This window comes from Sutcliffiella tianshenii, from assembly GCF_016908565.1.
GTDB classification, from domain to species: domain Bacteria; phylum Bacillota; class Bacilli; order Bacillales; family Bacillaceae_I; genus Sutcliffiella_A; species Sutcliffiella_A tianshenii.
The window spans coordinates 662468-679428 of the sequence record NZ_JAFBED010000001.1 but is presented as its reverse complement, the minus strand read 5'-3'; the positions used below and the strand labels follow the sequence as shown (position 1 = coordinate 679428).

The 16961-nt window shown below is 44.5% G+C and carries 22 protein-coding genes; 18 read left to right on the top strand and 4 right to left on the bottom strand.

What is annotated here, in order from left to right:
- The 11 genes from JOC95_RS03040 to JOC95_RS02990 all read left to right on the top strand — a co-directional run bounded on the left by JOC95_RS03040 (nucleotide 1) and on the right by JOC95_RS02990 (nucleotide 6827).
- On the top strand, nucleotides 1–1422 hold the full coding sequence (locus tag JOC95_RS03040) for an aldehyde dehydrogenase (protein WP_204413236.1): 1422 nt from the start codon (nucleotides 1–3) through the stop codon (nucleotides 1420–1422).
- Between the two features lie 140 nt (nucleotides 1423–1562).
- Nucleotides 1563–1841, top strand: a complete 279-nt coding sequence (locus JOC95_RS03035) for a BMC domain-containing protein (RefSeq protein ID WP_204413457.1) — start codon at nucleotides 1563–1565, stop codon at nucleotides 1839–1841.
- 8 nt (nucleotides 1842–1849) lie between these two features.
- Nucleotides 1850–2674: a triose-phosphate isomerase gene (gene tpiA / locus JOC95_RS03030; RefSeq protein ID WP_239582667.1), complete on the top strand. Its 825-nt coding sequence runs from the start codon at nucleotides 1850–1852 to the stop codon at nucleotides 2672–2674.
- Entirely contained in the window at nucleotides 2675–3130 is a 456-nt protein-coding gene (locus tag JOC95_RS03025; RefSeq protein WP_204413234.1) for an RpiB/LacA/LacB family sugar-phosphate isomerase, read from the top strand.
- A 14-nt stretch (nucleotides 3131–3144) separates the two neighbouring features.
- Nucleotides 3145–3429: a EutN/CcmL family microcompartment protein gene (locus JOC95_RS03020; protein ID WP_204413233.1), complete on the top strand. Its 285-nt coding sequence runs from the start codon at nucleotides 3145–3147 to the stop codon at nucleotides 3427–3429.
- Nucleotides 3430–3705 carry an ethanolamine utilization microcompartment protein EutM gene (gene eutM / locus JOC95_RS03015; protein ID WP_204413230.1) on the top strand — a complete coding sequence of 92 codons (276 nt, stop codon included), beginning with the start codon at nucleotides 3430–3432 and terminating at the stop codon, nucleotides 3703–3705. It abuts the gene before it with no gap.
- Nucleotides 3702–3965: a EutN/CcmL family microcompartment protein gene (locus tag JOC95_RS03010; protein WP_204413228.1), complete on the top strand. Its 264-nt coding sequence runs from the start codon at nucleotides 3702–3704 to the stop codon at nucleotides 3963–3965. Before eutM ends, JOC95_RS03010 begins: the two co-directional genes overlap by 4 nt.
- 186 nt (nucleotides 3966–4151) lie before the next feature.
- Entirely contained in the window at nucleotides 4152–4799 is a 648-nt protein-coding gene (gene deoC / locus JOC95_RS03005) for a deoxyribose-phosphate aldolase (RefSeq protein ID WP_204413453.1), read from the top strand.
- 372 nt (nucleotides 4800–5171) lie between these two features.
- Nucleotides 5172–5375, top strand: coding sequence for a helix-turn-helix transcriptional regulator (locus JOC95_RS03000; protein WP_204413227.1), 204 nt, complete (start codon nucleotides 5172–5174; stop codon nucleotides 5373–5375).
- A 106-nt stretch (nucleotides 5376–5481) separates the two neighbouring features.
- Nucleotides 5482–6426, top strand: coding sequence for an AraC family transcriptional regulator (locus JOC95_RS02995; RefSeq protein ID WP_204413226.1), 945 nt, complete (start codon nucleotides 5482–5484; stop codon nucleotides 6424–6426).
- An 11-nt stretch (nucleotides 6427–6437) separates the two neighbouring features.
- The gene (locus tag JOC95_RS02990) at nucleotides 6438–6827 is read left to right on the top strand and encodes a DUF1761 domain-containing protein (RefSeq protein WP_204413225.1); all 390 of its coding nucleotides are present in this window, start codon (nucleotides 6438–6440) and stop codon (nucleotides 6825–6827) included.
- Nucleotides 6828–6864: 37 nt separating this feature from the next.
- Here JOC95_RS02990 and JOC95_RS02985 read toward each other — a convergent pair whose 3' ends face one another.
- Nucleotides 6865–7320 (bottom strand): ASCH domain-containing protein, encoded by a 456-nt coding sequence (locus JOC95_RS02985; protein WP_204413224.1) that lies wholly within the window; start codon nucleotides 7318–7320, stop codon nucleotides 6865–6867.
- A gap of 127 nt (nucleotides 7321–7447) precedes the next feature.
- On the opposite strand from JOC95_RS02985, the gene JOC95_RS02980 reads away from it, so the two are divergent.
- From JOC95_RS02980 to JOC95_RS02970, 3 genes are all read left to right on the top strand, one after another.
- Nucleotides 7448–8461: a serine hydrolase domain-containing protein gene (locus JOC95_RS02980; protein ID WP_204413223.1), complete on the top strand. Its 1014-nt coding sequence runs from the start codon at nucleotides 7448–7450 to the stop codon at nucleotides 8459–8461.
- A 295-nt stretch (nucleotides 8462–8756) separates the two neighbouring features.
- Nucleotides 8757–9323, top strand: coding sequence for a hypothetical protein (locus tag JOC95_RS02975; protein ID WP_204413222.1), 567 nt, complete (start codon nucleotides 8757–8759; stop codon nucleotides 9321–9323).
- 133 nt (nucleotides 9324–9456) lie between these two features.
- Nucleotides 9457–9870, top strand: coding sequence for a DUF3888 domain-containing protein (locus JOC95_RS02970; protein WP_204413221.1), 414 nt, complete (start codon nucleotides 9457–9459; stop codon nucleotides 9868–9870).
- A 122-nt stretch (nucleotides 9871–9992) separates the two neighbouring features.
- On the opposite strand, the gene JOC95_RS02965 is transcribed toward JOC95_RS02970, so the two are convergent.
- On the bottom strand, nucleotides 9993–10346 hold the full coding sequence (locus JOC95_RS02965; protein ID WP_204413220.1) for a DUF5666 domain-containing protein: 354 nt from the start codon (nucleotides 10344–10346) through the stop codon (nucleotides 9993–9995).
- Between the two features lie 254 nt (nucleotides 10347–10600).
- On the opposite strand from JOC95_RS02965, the gene JOC95_RS02960 reads away from it, so the two are divergent.
- Nucleotides 10601–12634, top strand: coding sequence for a catalase (locus JOC95_RS02960; protein WP_239582666.1), 2034 nt, complete (start codon nucleotides 10601–10603; stop codon nucleotides 12632–12634).
- A gap of 57 nt (nucleotides 12635–12691) precedes the next feature.
- Here the strand turns inward: JOC95_RS02960 and JOC95_RS02955 are convergent, their stop codons facing one another.
- Nucleotides 12692–13897 carry an MFS transporter gene (locus JOC95_RS02955; protein ID WP_204413219.1) on the bottom strand — a complete coding sequence of 402 codons (1206 nt, stop codon included), beginning with the start codon at nucleotides 13895–13897 and terminating at the stop codon, nucleotides 12692–12694.
- A 680-nt stretch (nucleotides 13898–14577) separates the two neighbouring features.
- Here JOC95_RS02955 and JOC95_RS02950 point away from each other — a divergent pair.
- Nucleotides 14578–14958, top strand: a complete 381-nt coding sequence (locus tag JOC95_RS02950) for a winged helix-turn-helix transcriptional regulator (protein WP_204413218.1) — start codon at nucleotides 14578–14580, stop codon at nucleotides 14956–14958.
- Between the two features lie 51 nt (nucleotides 14959–15009).
- Here the strand turns inward: JOC95_RS02950 and JOC95_RS02945 are convergent, their stop codons facing one another.
- The gene (locus tag JOC95_RS02945; protein WP_338083043.1) at nucleotides 15010–15321 is read right to left on the bottom strand and encodes a winged helix-turn-helix transcriptional regulator; all 312 of its coding nucleotides are present in this window, start codon (nucleotides 15319–15321) and stop codon (nucleotides 15010–15012) included.
- Nucleotides 15322–15441: 120 nt separating this feature from the next.
- Here JOC95_RS02945 and JOC95_RS02940 point away from each other — a divergent pair, with 120 nt between their 5' ends.
- Nucleotides 15442–15933 carry a lactoylglutathione lyase family protein gene (locus JOC95_RS02940; RefSeq protein WP_204413216.1) on the top strand — a complete coding sequence of 164 codons (492 nt, stop codon included), beginning with the start codon at nucleotides 15442–15444 and terminating at the stop codon, nucleotides 15931–15933.
- 19 nt (nucleotides 15934–15952) lie between these two features.
- Complete coding sequence (locus JOC95_RS02935; protein ID WP_204413214.1) at nucleotides 15953–16927, top strand: zinc-binding dehydrogenase; 975 nt, start codon at nucleotides 15953–15955, stop codon at nucleotides 16925–16927.
- The last annotated feature ends 34 nt before the right edge of the window (nucleotides 16928–16961 follow it).

Sequence of the window (16961 nt, the reverse complement as noted above, 5' to 3'; positions counted from 1 at the left end):
GTGCAGATAAAGGAAAACGACATAAAGAAAATGGTGGAGCAGGTACTGCAGCAGCTTGGCGGAAACGTACAGGCGGCAGTTGTATCAGAAGAGGATGTCCAACTTGGCAACGGTGTATTCACTACGGTGGACGAAGCGGCAGAAGCTGCAAGAGTCGCGTGGGAGAAGCTCCGTGAAACCTCTTTGGAAACAAGAAAGAAAATGATCGATAAGATGCGCGAGGCAAGCCGGTCCCATGCAGAGGAGCTGGCAAAGCTTGCAGTAGAGGAAACCGGTCTTGGAAGGGTGGCGGACAAAATCGCCAAAAACCTCCTTGCGGCCAATAAGACTCCCGGGGTGGAGGATATCGTAAGCACCACCTATTCCGGGGACGGCGGACTGACACTTGTGGAGTACGCTCCCATCGGGGTATTTGGGGCAATCACGCCTTCAACGAATCCCGGTGCAACCATCATCAACAACTCGATCTCGCTTGTCGCAGCGGGGAATACGGTAGTATTCAACCCGCATCCAAGTGCCAAAAAGGTATCCATCCGAACGATGCAGCTTCTAAACAGGGCAATTGTCGAGGCAGGCGGGCCAGAGAACACATTAACTTCTGTGGCAAACCCCAATATCGAAACGTCCAATGAGGTCATGGTTCATCCGAAAGTGAATGCACTTGTGGTGACGGGCGGAGGAATTGTCGTACAGGCAGCCATGAAGGCAGGCAAGAAAGTCATTGCGGCAGGCCCGGGAAATCCTCCGGTTGTCGTGGATGAGACAGCCATCCTCTCAAAGGCGGCAAAAGACATTGTCACAGGCGCAAGCTTTGACAACAATGTCCTCTGTACAGCGGAAAAAGAAGTATTTGTCGTCGATAAGGTAGCTACAGAGCTGAAAAATGAAATGACCAAAAATGGCGCCATCGAGCTGAAAGGCTTCCAGCTGGATAAGCTGTTGGCAAAAATCATGGTCAAAAAGAACGACAAATCGTATCCAAACCGTGACTTTATCGGGAAAGATGCACGTATCCTCCTGGAAGCGGCAGGCATCAAAGCAGACGCGAATGTGAAACTGATCATCGCCGAAACAGTTGCCGACCATCCGCTTGTACAAACTGAAATGCTCATGCCGATCCTGCCGATCGTAAGGGTCCCGAATGTGGACAAAGCGATTGAGCTTGCAGTGAAGGCGGAAAAAGGAAATCGTCATACAGCCATGATGCACTCACAGAACATTACCAATCTCACAAAGATGGCCAAGGAAATCCAAGCAACCATTTTCGTGAAAAACGGACCTTCCGTATCCGGCCTCGGGTATGAGAGTGAGGGTTTCACAACCCTTACCATCGCAGGGCCGACAGGGGAAGGGCTGACAAGCGCCAAAACCTTTACCCGTCAGAGACGCTGCGTGCTGGTGGACGGCTTCAGAATAATCTAGTGTGGTGATATGAGATGGAAGAACGTAACGAAGAACTGCCATTGAATACAGAGCAGGTACAAGAACCAATCAAGGGTAAAACACGGGCGAAAGCTCAACCAAAAATAAAAATAGAAGAGCAATCAATAGGAGGAATTCAAATGAGTCAAGAAGCATTGGGAATGATCGAAACTAAAGGATTAATCGGGGCAATCGAAGCAGCAGACGCAATGGTGAAGGCAGCAAACGTAACACTTGTAGGAAAAGAGTTTGTTGGCGGAGGCCTTGTGACAGTCATGGTACGCGGTGATGTTGGGGCGGTTAAAGCGGCAACTGAAGCTGGTGCGGACGCAGCAGGACGTGTGGGACACCTTATTTCTGTACATGTAATCCCACGCCCTAACAGCGAAGTGGATGGAATCCTGCCGAAAGCTAAGTAAGGGAAACCATGATGGATCAAGCGATAAAATCCTATATCGAACAAATGGTGAGAGATGCACTTGGGCAATCCGTCACAAGCCCCTCCGCCAGAACCAATTACGCAATCGCGAATTGGAAAATGAATAAAACCTTCTCGGAAATGGCGGTCTATCTGCAGGAACTGAAAAGCAAAGAAGGCGTATCCGTGGTCATCTGTCCACCATCTCAGCTCTTATATCCAGCAGGCTTAATGGCGAAGCAACAAGGCTCCACGGTCAGCATCGGTGCCCAAAACGTCCATGAAGCGGACAAGGGCGCCTATACAGGTGAAGTGTCTGCAAGCATGCTTAAGGACATCGGCTGTGCGTATGTCATCATCGGGCATTCAGAGAGAAGGCAGTATTTTAACGAAAATGATCAACAGGTGAACCAAAAGATCAAACAGGCCATAAAAGAGGGCCTGACCCCGATCATCTGTATCGGGGAAACCATCGAACAGAAGAACAGCGGGCAAACAGAAAAGGTGCTGACAACACAGCTTGTCGGTGCCCTGCAAGATATAGATTCAGATTTCATCCTGGCCTATGAGCCGGTTTGGGCGATCGGGACAGGGGAGTCGGCTACTGCCGAGCAGGCCCAGTCCACGCATGCCTATATCCGTAAAGTGCTTACTGCTTTGCTCGGAGGCAGGGCAGAGGGCATCTCCATCCTTTATGGAGGGTCAGTGAATGACAAAAATGCCGCCGAGTTTTCCCAAATGCCTGATATAGACGGTGTGCTTGTCGGCGGAGCAAGCCTGAACGCAGAATCATTTGAAAAAATCATCGCTGTATTTGCCAAAGGAGACATGTAAATGAAAAAAGTTGCAATTGGATGCGACCATGGTGGATACGAACTGAAGGAAGCGTTGAAGGTTTATTTGACGGAGCTTGGACATGAGTATCTCGACTTTGGCTGCAAAGCTGGCGAATCCGTTGACTATCCTGATATTGCCTTTCTTGTCGGCGAGTGTGTGGCAACGAATCCGGCCTATGTCGGCATCATGATTGACGGTGTCGGAGTAGGAAGCGGCATGGTATTGAATAAGATACCTGGCGTGCGTGGAGCCGTTTGCTGGGACCTGTCCTCTGTGATCAACAGCCGTGAGCATAACAATGCCAATGTGCTATCCATAGGAGGGCAATTCATCGGGGAAGGCCTTGCCAAACAATTGGTCAAGACATGGCTTGAGACGGACTTTGCCGGTGGCCGCCATGATCGCCGTGTGACCAAGGTCATGGAAATCGAAAGCCGTTTTATCAAACGCTGAAAGCAGGTTAGAGCATGTTTGTAGCAAAAGTGATCGGTAATATGATCTGTACACATAAAGACGACAATTTAAGAGGATTAAAGCTCCTGATTGTCCAGCCTGTGGATGATCAACTGCAGAATAAAGGCAAACCACTTGTTGCTATAGATACCATCGGGCAATCCGGAGAAGGGGATCTAGTATACCTGGCAAAAAGCCGGGAATCCTCCCTCCCATTGAATAAAGATCTTGTTCCCTCAGATGCAGGGATCCTAGGAATCATCGACTATTACAACGTAAAACGAATGGAGGAAATATAAATGAGCAACGCATTAGGAATGATCGAAACAAAAGGTTTGGTAGGAGCAATTGAAGCGGCGGATGCAATGATGAAGGCTGCGAACGTATCTTTAGTAGGTAAGGTGCAAGTAGGCGGTGGCCTAATCACTGTCATGGTACGTGGAGACGTTGGAGCTGTTAAAGCGGCTACAGAAGCTGGTGCGGATGCAGCACAGCGCGTAGGGGAATTCCTATCTGTTCACGTTATTCCTAGACCACACCAAGATATCGAGAAAATCCTGCCTAGCACTCTATGAAGCTGGCAAAGGTCGTTGGAAACGTCGTTTCGACGATAAAAACACCAAGTCACCAAAATAAAAAGCTCATGGTCGTCATTCCCGTTGATGCACAGGGGAAGGAATGCGGCGATGCAATGATCGCCATCGATCATTTCCATGCAGGAGCGGGAGACTATGTGCTCATTCTAGAAGAAGGTGGATCGGCAAGGGACATCATCGGAGACCCGAGTGGCGCCTTTGATGCTGTCATTGCCGGAATTGTCGACCGATTACATTAATGTGAGGTGGAAACAATGCAAATAGAAGCATTGGTGGAACAAATAACGAATCAGATCATGGAACAGCTTACAAATAAACAGGAACTGAAGGATGGCAAGCCTGTACAGGCAGCACCTGTCACCGGGCAATCCAGCAATTTTTCAAGCTCCTCTTCCAATATCATCACAGGCCCTTCCATTGCGCGCATGATCGACCATACGCTTTTGAAGCCTGAAAGCACAAAAGACCAAGTGATCAAGCTTTGTGAAGAAGCGAAAGAATATAACTTCGCGACAGTGTGTGTAAATCCTTACTGGGTGGCAACGGCTGCAAAGGAACTGAAAGGCTCCAACGTCGGGATCACTACTGTTGTAGGCTTTCCTTTAGGCGCAACGAACAGCTTCGTGAAAGTGTCCGAAACAAGAGACGCCATCGCAAGCGGCGCAACGGAAATCGACATGGTGATGAATATCGGTGCCCTTAAATCCGGCGATTTTGAAACGGTGAAAAAGGATATCGAGGCTGTAGTACTTGCAGCAAAAGACCATGCACCTGTAAAAGTAATCATCGAAACAGGACTCCTTGAAAATGAAGAAAAGAAAAAAGCTTGTATCCTTGCCAAAATGGCTGGGGCGGACTTTGTAAAGACCTCCACAGGGTTTGGACCTGGCTGTGCCACTGCTGAAGACATCAAGCTCATGAGAGAAGCTGTAGGCCCTGATATGGGCGTAAAAGCCTCTGCATGCGTAAGAGACCTTGATACTGCCAGAAAGCTTGTACAGGCCGGCGCAACGCGTATCGGAGCAAGCTCAGGCATCGCAATCGTAACAGGCGGAAAAGGAACAGGATATTAATCTTCATTTAGCATCTTTCTAAAAGGCAGTGCACCGGGTGTAGAGGTGTACTGCCTTTATTAATGGTTGTTTATTGTAGAAATTGTTGCTTGTTATGGATACAACTAAGACACGGAATTTTACATTTTAAAAATGTTTTTAGTATGCTAGCTTTTGATTGGAGCAATAGGCGAAGACTCCTGCGGGAGGAAGCGTTTAGGGGAGACCCCACAGGCGAAGCCGAGGAGGCTCCACAAAACGCCCCGCGGAAAGCGCAGCCTATTGCGGAAATCAAAAGCGGAGTAAGAACCTTCGTCAACTTGATATTGTAATTTTCGAAAAATTTAATTATAATGAGTATATATGTAATCGCTTTCAAACACAGGGGGGACTATGGTGAACATTATTGGCAAACAACTAATTACGGCTAGAACAAGACGAGGCCTCGATCAAGAGAACCTTGCCCTTTTAACAGGCTTGAATGTAAACGACATCGCTGCAATCGAAGCAGGAACGGTCGATGTTCAAGTATCTACCTTACATAAACTATCTGAAGCACTTAAATGGTCATTTTCCATTGGAGATGTGTCCATCTAATAAGGTGCATCATACACGAAGAACCGGATATATTCCGGTTCTTTTCGCGTTTTCTTGCTATAATGAAATTACCAATAAAAGCTAATGCAAGGGGTTTTTTACATACATGTACACAAAAGAACAGCACTACCAGATAGACATCGTCCTCGAATATATAGAAACTCACCTTGACCAATCGCTTTCCCTCGAACATCTGGCTAAGATATCCACCTATTCCCCTTATCATTTTCAGCGACTTTTCAAAGGGATAGTAGGGGAAACACCTGCTAATTATGTTAAAAGGCTACGCCTGGAGAACGCAGCACATTTCCTTATCTATGAACATAGGATTCCCATCACCCAGATTGCACTCATGTGCGGCTTTTCCTCTCTCTCCTATTTTACAGCTACCTTTCAGGCAAATTTCCAGATGAGTCCGAAAAAGTGGCGGGAAGGCGGATATCTGGAGCGGTTCCCGCGTGAATACGAAGATGATAGCAAGAAATCTAAACAATCCCGCAAGATGGAGAAAGAACTTCAAGATCAAGAGGAATATAATAAGTTTCAGTGGCTTAACTTGGAAAAGGTCAAGATCGTGGAACTCCCTCCATTTTCAGCCATTAAAAGGCAAAGTGTCGGGCCTTATACAGAAGGTGTGCCAAATGCTTGGGAGGAAATTTATCGCTTTGCGAATGCAAGGGATCTGGTGACGGAGGATACGTTTATGTACGGGATACCTAAGAATAACCCGTATATTACACCACCGGGAAAAAGCCGGTACGACTGCCTCTTATCCGTTAATGATCCTGACAAGCTCACGTTGGAGCAGGAGCGGATCTATCACTTCCGGGGCGGTAAGCATGCTGTCTATGAATTTGAGGAGCCTGTCGATTATAGAGAGCGCAACAGATTGATTGAATGCTATTCGGAACTTTACAGCTTCTGGTTGCCTAAAAGCGGGTATAAGTATCTGGCGAATCCAGTGGAACTGGTAGAGGTGGAGCCCATTCCTGGCACGTTAAGCCTGCGGTGTAAGATTAAAAGTATTGCTTTAGCCATCGAACCGAAATAGGGGGAACAAATATGGAATTGGATTTGAACGAATTAAGTTTACTGGCAATATTAGCGGGTGGGATCCTTTATATGGTCTACGGGGGCATTTACTACTCCATCATGCTCGGAAAGAAGAAGGATGCACAATTCACGCAAAGTGAGGGGCCTCTCAAATACATCGTATCTGTCATCATTGCCTTTATAGGTTCATTTATCATGGCTGTACTCACAGAGGCAACTGGTGCCCATACCTTACTGGAAGGGCTTATGATAGGAGCGATGATAGGTGTAGTGATCTCATTGGTTTATCTTAAAAATTCATTGTTTAAATTGATGACCCGAAAGGCATTTTTTATCGCAATCGGGGACCATCTTGTTATATTCACTTTGCTCGGTGGCCTTCATGGGATATTGAGCTGATTGAAAGACAAAGACGCTTGGGTATCCCCAAGCGTTTTTATTTGTTTTTTATATCTACTAATTTAAATCGTTCACATACCAACATCATATCTTCTGAAAATTCCAGTCCTAGATCACGCAACTCTTTCTTGAAGAACTTTTCGTGCGCATCTTTCCAATATTGATATGTTCGATCCCCTGCGCCTTCAGCAATAGCAAACTCCTCTGGAACCTCATTCATTGGCATCAGTTTAACATCGACGGTTTTAATGATCGCCAAAGGTTCATCGTTGCCATTTAAAATTACGCTATAATCTTCCACGGCAGGCAGGGGCTCGTTTTCCATTTCATAAAAAATCAAACCAGAACAAGTGGCTGTTTTAACACCATCCATTACTAATTGAGCTAAATGGTCCGGTTTTGATCCAAATTGCCATGCACTCACTGATCTTGGTTTTTCTTGACCTTTGCTTGTCCAAAACTCATTCCAATATTTTTGTGAAGCTGTATTCATATTTTTCTCTCCCTCAATTTAAATAAAACTACCTAAAAGTTAATTATTCCTTTGTAAGAAAATCCAACTAGTGCATTTATTATATAATGATAGAAAAGTCAGATTAAAAGATTGGAGGCATACCATCTTGTATAAAGATTATATCAAAGAGCTGGTGGAAAATGGGGAGATTCCAGGCGGGGTCATTTACGTATCTAAAAATGATCAAGTGAAATGCTTGGAATCTTACGGATCATTTACTGATAAGTCTGGTGTGAAGCAGCGCATCTGTGAAAGTACGCTATTCGATATAGCCTCTTTAACCAAAATTTCTGCCACAGTACCGTCCATCCTGTATCTTTTAGCAAAAAAAGAATTGAAACTTAGTACCTTGGTCAGGGATGTATTGCCCGGGTTCAGACACAATGATGTCACCATTGAGCACCTGCTGACGCACACTTCCGGTTTTTCTGCAGATCTTCCTTATAGGGAAAGAAAAATAGAAAGGGACGTCCTCCAGGAAATCTATCAAAAGGAATTAACCTATGAACCTGGCCAAAAGATGATCTACAGCGACCTTGGCATGATCCTGCTCGGAAAAATAACAGAAAAGGTCACCAATCAGCCACTCGACATATTTGTGAAGGAACAGATCCATGAACCGTGGGGAATGAAGCATACACGATTTAATCTATCCGAAGAGTCCAAAAGACAGGCAGCTTCCACCGAAAAGTATCAGGATAGCTTCATTCAAGGAGAGGTCCATGATGAGAAGGCATTCCAGCTTGGAGGAGTCAGTGGAAGTGCGGGGTTATTTTCCACGATAGGGGATATGGCGAAATACGCAAGAATCCTGCTGCACCCCGAGTCGCAATCGGTTATTCCGCCCTCTTATCTGAAAATGGCAGTCGAACATCGCCAGTTTAATCGTGGACTGGGCTTTGAGGTCTGGAGCGGACATGGGGAGGCTCCCTCCTGTGGGGATAAATGGTCAATTGGATCATTTGGTCATACCGGTTTTACCGGCACAAGCCTCTGGGTAGACCCGATCAATCAGCTAACCGCCGTATTTCTCACCAACGCCGTCCACTACGGCCGCGAGACGCCTATCAGAAGTATCAGAAAGAAGCTCCATACATTGATATTCGAGGCTGAGAATTGAGATGAGCAAGGGACTCAGTTTTGGGAGAGAAAGTGACAAATTGCATTAAAATAGCAGGATAATTCGCATGTGAATTAGACCTGCTTTAGCGGTTGTTATAGAATGAGGTGCTAATTAGGGTGCTAAACGACTTGTTAATCCGCAACCTGTCCTTGCGGAGAACCTTACTCTTTTAAGCCTCTAGTAAGGAATTAGGTGATACAGTTGTAAATATTGGATATTCCATTAAAGGACAGGGTTGCGGAGTAAGAATAATGAAAAAATAGTGTATAATGCTATGTTTTTAGGAGGAATTATGGCTTCTTTTTTAAAAGGGATTACAACAAGTTTTATATTTGAAATAAATGATAATGAAAAGTTGGTCAAACTACTCTTTGAAAAAGACTTAGTTTTATATAAACACACTGTTGATGCCATTTCTCAACAAATTCCTATTAATAATCAAGAAAGTATTGATAAAAATGACCCCCACTATTTTATTATACCTAAATCTGAAACTCACTTCGTTAGGTGGAATACAATAAAATTAAGAAATGGTAAAGAAAAATTCCCATTCGATAATCTAAATTCAAGGGCAATTCAATTACAATTATCACGACAATCCCATAACACAATTGATACTGGAAGAATTGCTATTACAACGGAATGGGAAGATGATTTAAGGAATATTCAACAGGCAACTTTCGAAAAAGAAGTATATAAACAGTTACAAAGTTTTATTCGGAAACTGTCAGTAGGAAAAATAGGTGGAGTTTTTGTTGGTGAAGAGGCATATAGACTATGGGAAACTGACCAGGTAGAATTATGCCAGTTAATACAAGGAACATCTACATATAAGAAAATTGACTTTAATAAAAGGTAAAGTGTTCCACAATCTAGGAGCGATTGCAGCTGCATATTGAGTCGCTATTTATTTAAGAATTGGAGAGGTTAGCTGAACAAGAATAAAGTCTTAATTATGAGAGAAACTAATGGAAAAAAATAAAGGTGATTAATTGAAAAAAATATTAGCTTTCTTAATTTTATGTACTTTTATTATCACAACTTCAGCATATGCTAACCTACCCACAGAAACCGAAGCAACAAGAGAAAATTTGTTAGAAGATGCCGTTATTGACTTATTACAATCACAAATGTATGAAGCAGTTCAAAAACATTATGGCACCACATACGATAAAGCTTTTCAATGCTTAAGAGTAATAGAGATCAAAAAACTTCACCACCCAGGCTCTTGGATGTTTGAAGCTACGTTGGAAGGAATGACTTACTCTGGGGCTCATGGTCCACCTCACGATATATTTACTGTAATAGTAAAGAAAGACCGGGAGGATAAAGGTTGGTTGCTAAAAGAATATAAAGTAAGAAAATATGTCCCAAATAAAAATTATGAATGCAGAGACCCTGCATAAGAATTTGTAATGATATAAATGGAGATCTTCAACAAACTGGAGCTCTAACTGAATAAGAAGTTAATAAAAACGCAATAAACCCAGTGCCATATAGGTCTGGGTTCTTACTGTTAAATACAATTTCAATGAAAATTAAACAAGTTATACACTACCACTTTTTCAGCTATGTATTTATTATCGGCATTTGTACTAAACCAAACTCTTACTTTTTGACCTTGTTTTAAATCATCAATGCTATTTACAAAGAGAGTTTTCAGACCTAACCCTGTTATTTTGGTTTCACCTGTAATTTCCACCTCTAAATCTTTATATGAGGCTTCGGGATCAATAATGAGTTCTGATAATACCAAGGTATCTCCACTAACTTCAGATATTAATTTCTTTTCGTCATAATCACTAAATCTAATTAAATCAATAGAATACCAGAATGTAATAATTAACAAAATTGATGGTATTACCCATTTTACAATTTTCAAATTACTCCCCCTTTTATCGGAATATCCATTATTTACAATAATATCATAATCCTTTTTATAGGAGAGATTCTCATAATATTTATTTGGAAGTAAAAAACTGTGAACTGAATCATTTTTTGTATCTCAAAAGTACAGGACTTTTATAGAAAAATAGTAAAAAAGAATCCCCTAATACCCGTTTGTCCTTTAGTAGGGTAGGGTACGTGTAAAGGGTATGTGTTTTACATAAATGTTACCAAGGGGAGGAACGCAGTTTGAGTAATGAAAACCGCAAAAACGATCAGTTGGAACAGTTTCGTGTAAAAGATGAAGGAAAAGAGATGACCACCAACCAAGGCGTGAAGGTGTCGGAGGATGAATTTTCACTGAAAGCAGGCGAACGCGGCCCGACCTTGATGGAGGATTTCCATTTCAGAGAAAAGATGACGCACTTCGACCATGAGCGCATCCCGGAGCGAATTGTACATGCACGTGGATTCGCGGCACATGGCGAGTTTGAATTATATGAGTCGATGAAGGAATATACAAAGGCTGGCTTTCTGCAGGACCCTTCAAAAAAGACGCCAGTTTTTGTCCGATTTTCCACCGTTGCGGGGTCCAAGGGTTCTGCTGAGACGGTGCGGGATGCCAGAGGATTTGCCACGAAATTTTATACAGAAGAAGGAAACTATGACTTGGTCGGCAATAACATCCCGGTCTTTTTCATCCAGGATGCCATGAAGTTCCCTGATCTTGTACATGCCGTAAAACCGGAGCCGCATAACGAAATGCCCCAGGCAGCATCTGCACATGATACCTTCTGGGACTTTGTAGCGAACAACCAGGAGTCCGCACATATGGTGATGTGGGCCATGTCAGACCGTGCCATCCCAAGGAGCCTTCGGATGATGGAAGGGTTCGGAGTTCACACCTTCCGCTTTGTAAATGAAGAAGGAAAGGCTCATTTCGTGAAGTTCCATTGGAAGCCGGTACTTGGTACGCACTCCCTTGTATGGGATGAAGCGCAGAAAATAAACGGAAAAGATCCCGATTTCCATCGCCGTGACCTGTGGGAGTCGATCGAAAACGGGGATTATCCTGAATATGAATTCGGCGTTCAGATTCTTGCCGAGGAAGATGAATTTAAATTTGATTTTGATATTCTCGATCCTACAAAGCTGTGGCCGGAAGAGGACATTCCAGTCAAGATCATCGGGAAAATGACCTTGAATCGTAATGTTGACAATGTCTTTGCCGAAACCGAGCAGGCAGCCTTCCACCCTGGACATGTAGTGCCGGGAATCGATTTTTCCAATGATCCATTGCTGCAGGGACGTTTATTTTCCTATACTGATACACAATTAATCAGACTTGGCGGACCAAATTTTCACGAGTTGCCAATCAACCGTCCTGTATGTCCGTTCCATAACAACCAAAGGGATGGCTATGGCCGTCAAACCATCAATCGCGGCCCTGTAAGCTATCATAAAAATTCCCTTGCCTCCAACACGCCAAGGCCAGTGAGTGAAGAGGAAGGCGGCTATGTGCACTATCAGGAAAAGGTGGAAGGGCGCAAGGTGCGAAACAGAAGCGAGAGTTTCAAGGACCACTTCTCCCAGGCAACGATGTTCTGGAACAGCATGAGCGAGCCTGAGAAAGAACATATCAAGCAGGCATTCAGCTTTGAGCTTGGCAAAGTGAAGAGTAAATCCGTCCAACAGCAGGTAGTGGATATGTTCGCCAATGTCAGCGTGGAACTTGCATCCACTTTTGCAGAAGCAATCGGTGCAACCCCACCTGAGGAACAGGATTCAGGGGTAAGCAAAGCTTCGCCTGCATTGAGCCAGGAGAAAACGGTGAAAAAACCGGATACTCGAAAAGTTGGGGTGATCATCGCTGATCAATACAACGGAAGCGAAGTGAAGACGGTGTTGGATACACTGAAAGAACAAGGTGTGCAAGCAGAGGTCATCAGTGCAAAGCTTGGAGTTGTGAAGGGATCAGACGGCTCCGAATTGGAGGTCGATCATACCTTCTTAACCTGTGACTCTGTCCTGTTTGATGCGCTCTATCTAGTAGGAGGCAAAGAAACAGACAAGCAGTTCGACCGTGAAGCCACATATTTTGCAGAAGAAGCCTTTGACCATTTCAAACCGATCGGAGCAACACATGAAGGAGTGAAATGGCTGCAAAAGCTTGAAATATCGGATAGTCCAGGTGTGGTGGCAGGGGAGGACATGAAACAGTTCTCTGCCAGCTTTATCGAAGCTATATCCGCACATCGCCATTGGAATCGAGAGCAAATTTAATATATAACATAAAAAGGTATAATCCCTACTGTGTGTGGGATTATACCTTTTTAAATTTTATACTGCTTTAAAGCGGTTTTCTTCGTTATCCTTTCGTTCGAGGGACATGCTCAAGCCTGTTAGAAGGACGGCTGCGAGCACCATGAGTCCGCCGATCCAGGCTGTGTGGATCAATCCGATCGAGTCAGTGATCACTCCGCCTAAATAAGATCCAATGGCAATGCCGGCATTAAATGCTGCTATATTGATGGCAGAAGCCACATCAACAGCACTTGGCACAAACCTCTCCGCAAGCATCACCACATATACTTGCAGTCCCGGGACATTCATAAAAGCAAAGATACCCATCAAGAAGATGGTAATTAAACCGGCTATTTTATACGGTGCAGTAAAGGTTATGGCAAACAGTACGATTGCCTGTACCAAAAACATATAAAAGAGTGCGACAATCGGTTTTTTATTGGCAACCTTTCCACCAATGATATTTCCGATCGCGATGGCAATTCCATAAACAAGTAAAATAATGACGACTGTTTCTGCCCCAAAGCCTGTAATATCCTGTAGCAGTGGCGCTAAATAAGTAAATACAACAAACGTACCACCATAACCTAATGCAGTAATCATAAATACAAGGAGTAATCTGCCGTTTTTCAGAAGCTTGGCTTGATCACTGATTTTTGTCTTAGCACCCTTAGGCAAATCGGACGGGATAAGGATACTGACGGCAAGAAAAGCGATGATTCCGACAGCTACTATTGCCATAAAAGCAATCCTCCAACCAAACTGCTGTCCAATAAATGTTCCGAATGGTACACCTGTAACAGTCGCTACTGTAAGGCCTGTAAACATAATGGATATTGCTTGGGCCCTTTTATTTTCAGGAACCAGATTGGCTGCGATTGTGGAGCCGATCGACATGAACACACCATGGGAAAAAGCAGATATCACGCGTGCAAATAGCAGCACACCGATGCCGCTCGCACTGGCTGCGATACTATTTCCTATGATGAAGATCACCATGATCCAAAGCAACAAGGTTTTTCGCGACATTCTGGATGTCAGGGCGGTTAATATTGGTGCGCCTAATGTAACGCCTAAAGCATATAATGAAACGGTCAATCCTGCTGTTGTAACAGGAACATCAAGGTCCTGTGAAATCAGCGGCAACAATCCAACACTGATGAATTCTGTTGTCCCTATCGCAAATGCACTAACTGCCAAAGCAAGCAGTGCGAAGATACTTCTTTTCTTATCTAAACTCATTTTTTCTCCTCCTTGGGTTCTGTTCTTTGTTGTATGCAAGACTCTCCATGGCTGCACACTATATGAAAATAGATGTATGAATACATCAAATGAAGCCCGTTGATTTCCACTCCGGACACTTGCTTTCCGCGGGACGGATGGGAGCCTCCTCGGCTTTGCCTGTGGGGTCTCCCATGCCCTCTACTTTCCCGCAGGAGTCAAGTGTCCTCCGTTCCAATCAACTCAGTGGATAAATGTTATTTACCAATAGGAGAATCCTAAAAATAAATTAAATTCGCCCCTGAAATTAAAGACTAAGATAAAATGCAATTTTTGTACTTTTATTAAGGCGAATTTATTCTACGGGTCACCCCTGTTGGTTGGAGTGCAAGGTGTGAGACTCCTGCGGAAGCAGCGTGTCAAGGGAGACCCCGCAGGTGCGCAAGCACCGAGGAGGCTCCCGAGGCCGCCCGCGGAAAGCGAACGCCTGGAACGGAGACCAACAGGGCATTCAATGTTGGCATCTTATCTTTAGCCCAGCCTAATTCTTAAAGCAGCAAAATGAAATTGGTGTAAGTTAGCCGGCAAATGTTATTATGATACAATGGGAATCTTATGAGAAGAACGTACTTTAAAGTGCCATAGATACCAAAAAGTTATATAGGCACTTTTAGGTTCCTTGGAATCAGGAGGGGCATTCTATGCAAAAGAAGAAGTACAATATATCAGTTGAGGCCACACTCGAAGTGATCGGCGGCAAGTGGAAATGCGTCATACTATGCCATCTGACTCATGGAAAAAAGCGGACAAGCGAACTAAAAAGATTGATGCCCGGCATCACGCAAAAAATGCTCACACAGCAATTGCGCGAGCTTGAGGAGGACGGTGTGATAAACCGAATCGTCTATAATCAGGTTCCTCCAAAGGTTGAATATGAATTAAGTGAATATGGCTGGAGTTTACAGGAGATTCTCGACTCCTTATGTGCCTGGGGAGCAAAACATATCACTAAGGTGTATGGAGACAAAACGGCTGTTTTAGAAGAAGGTATTTTAAATGAGGATCTGAAGGAAGAAAGATAGAGAGGGCAATGAATCTAAAGCACGGCAGTCAATATACAGGCTGCCGTGCTTTCATTTATCTTCACAGTTGTCCTCGCCCCACTTACATAGGCTTTTCATCGTAGGCTGTAGGGTCAGGGCTTCCCCTGTCAGCTCATACTCCACATGTAGGACCTTGCCGGGATAAGAGGTGCGTTTCACCATTCCCAGGTCCTCCAATTCCCGAAGCTGATCGGTCAGGACCTTTCGGGTTATTTCAGGAATCTCACGTTCCAGTTCAGAAAAGCGTTTAGGGCCTGATTCGAGTGCACAATATACTTGGGGGCGCCATTTGCCTCCAATGATGGATAATGCCCTGTTTACAGGGAATGCTGTTGGTTCCACGTGAAACATACCTCCCTTGCTTTGGTAGTTACCTGAAAGTGCGTACTTTTTTTTCTTAGGATAATCCTTTACGATATGCATTATATTAAAAATCATAACAAATTACGAGGAGGAAGAACCATGAGATATCCAAGAACATTTTCACATATCGGACTTTCTGTCCCAAATCTTGAAGAGGCAGTGAAATTTTACACGGAAGTAATGGGGTGGTACGTCATCATGGAGCCTGCTGAGGTCGTGGAAGACGATTCCGCCATCGGCATCATGTGTACGGATGTATTCGGTAAAGGCTGGGGAAAGTTCCGGATTGCCCATCTTGCTACAGGAGATAAAATCGGAATCGAATTATTTGAGTTCCCACAGAACGAAAAGCCGGAAAATAATTTTGAGTATTGGAAAACGGGAATCTTCCACTATTGTGTCCAGGATCCAGACGTAGAGGGGCTAGTCGAAAAAATTGTAGCCCACGGCGGGAAGCAGCGCATGCCGATCCGGGAATATTATCCGGGGGAAAAGCCTTACAGAATGGTATATTGTGAAGATCCATTCGGAAATCTGGTTGAAATTTATTCACACTCATATGAGCTGACCTATTCAGAGGGTGCTTACTGATATACGAGGAGGTAAAACAATGAAAGCTTGGTTATTAAATGAACCGGGGAGTCTTGACGGGATGACCTGGGGGGAAATAGAGACGCCAGTTGTACATTCTGGTGAGCTGTTGGTTGCAGTCAAAGCAGTCGCTTTAAACCCTGTTGACTATAAAGTCGCCCAAAACGGAAACCCGGCGTGGGAGTATCCACATATTGTAGGAGTTGACTTGGCCGGGGAGGTTGTATCGTTAGGGGAAGGGGCAGGATTCAGCGTAGGTGATCGTGTCGCCATCCATACGAACCTTTCAAGAAAAGGTGCATTCGCCGAATACGCCGCAGTGGATGCCAGGGCTGCAGCGCTTATCCCTGAAGATGTAAGCTATGAAGAGGCTTCTGGCATTCTATGTGCTGGGATGACAGCCTATGAGGCAGTCGTCCAGAAGCTTAATACAACCCAGAAGGAAACGATTCTTGTACATGCCGGTGCAGGAGGGGTCGGAGGCTTTGCCATCCAACTCGCGAAACAGCTTGGGCTGAAGGTGTATACCACCGCCTCTAAAGAAAACCATGAGTGGGTAAAATCGCTTGGCGCAGATATTGCCATCGACTACAAAGAGGAAGATGTGACGGCGAGGATCCTCGAGGAAACGGCTGGACGTGGCATGGACCTTATCTTGAATACAGTGGGCCGGGATGTCGCTACAGCAGACCTTGAACGCCTTGCTTTTTCTGGCCAGCTTGCATTCATTGCTGGGCCACCTGATACTTCCGGAGTAAAGCCATTTTCCCTTTCTCCATCCATCCATGAAGTCGCACTTGGAGCGGCCCATGCCAGCAAGGATGAGCGGGCGATCCGTAACCTGTCCTTCATGGCTAGCGAATTGATGGAAATGATAAAGGATAAGAAACTTAATCCCCTCATAACAGAGGTGCTACCTCATACAGAATTGGTGGAAGGCCTGAAAAAACTGCAAAGCCGCCATGTAAGAGGGAAGATCATCGTGACATTCTAAAACACAAAAACCATTCTTGGTTTTTGTGTTTTTT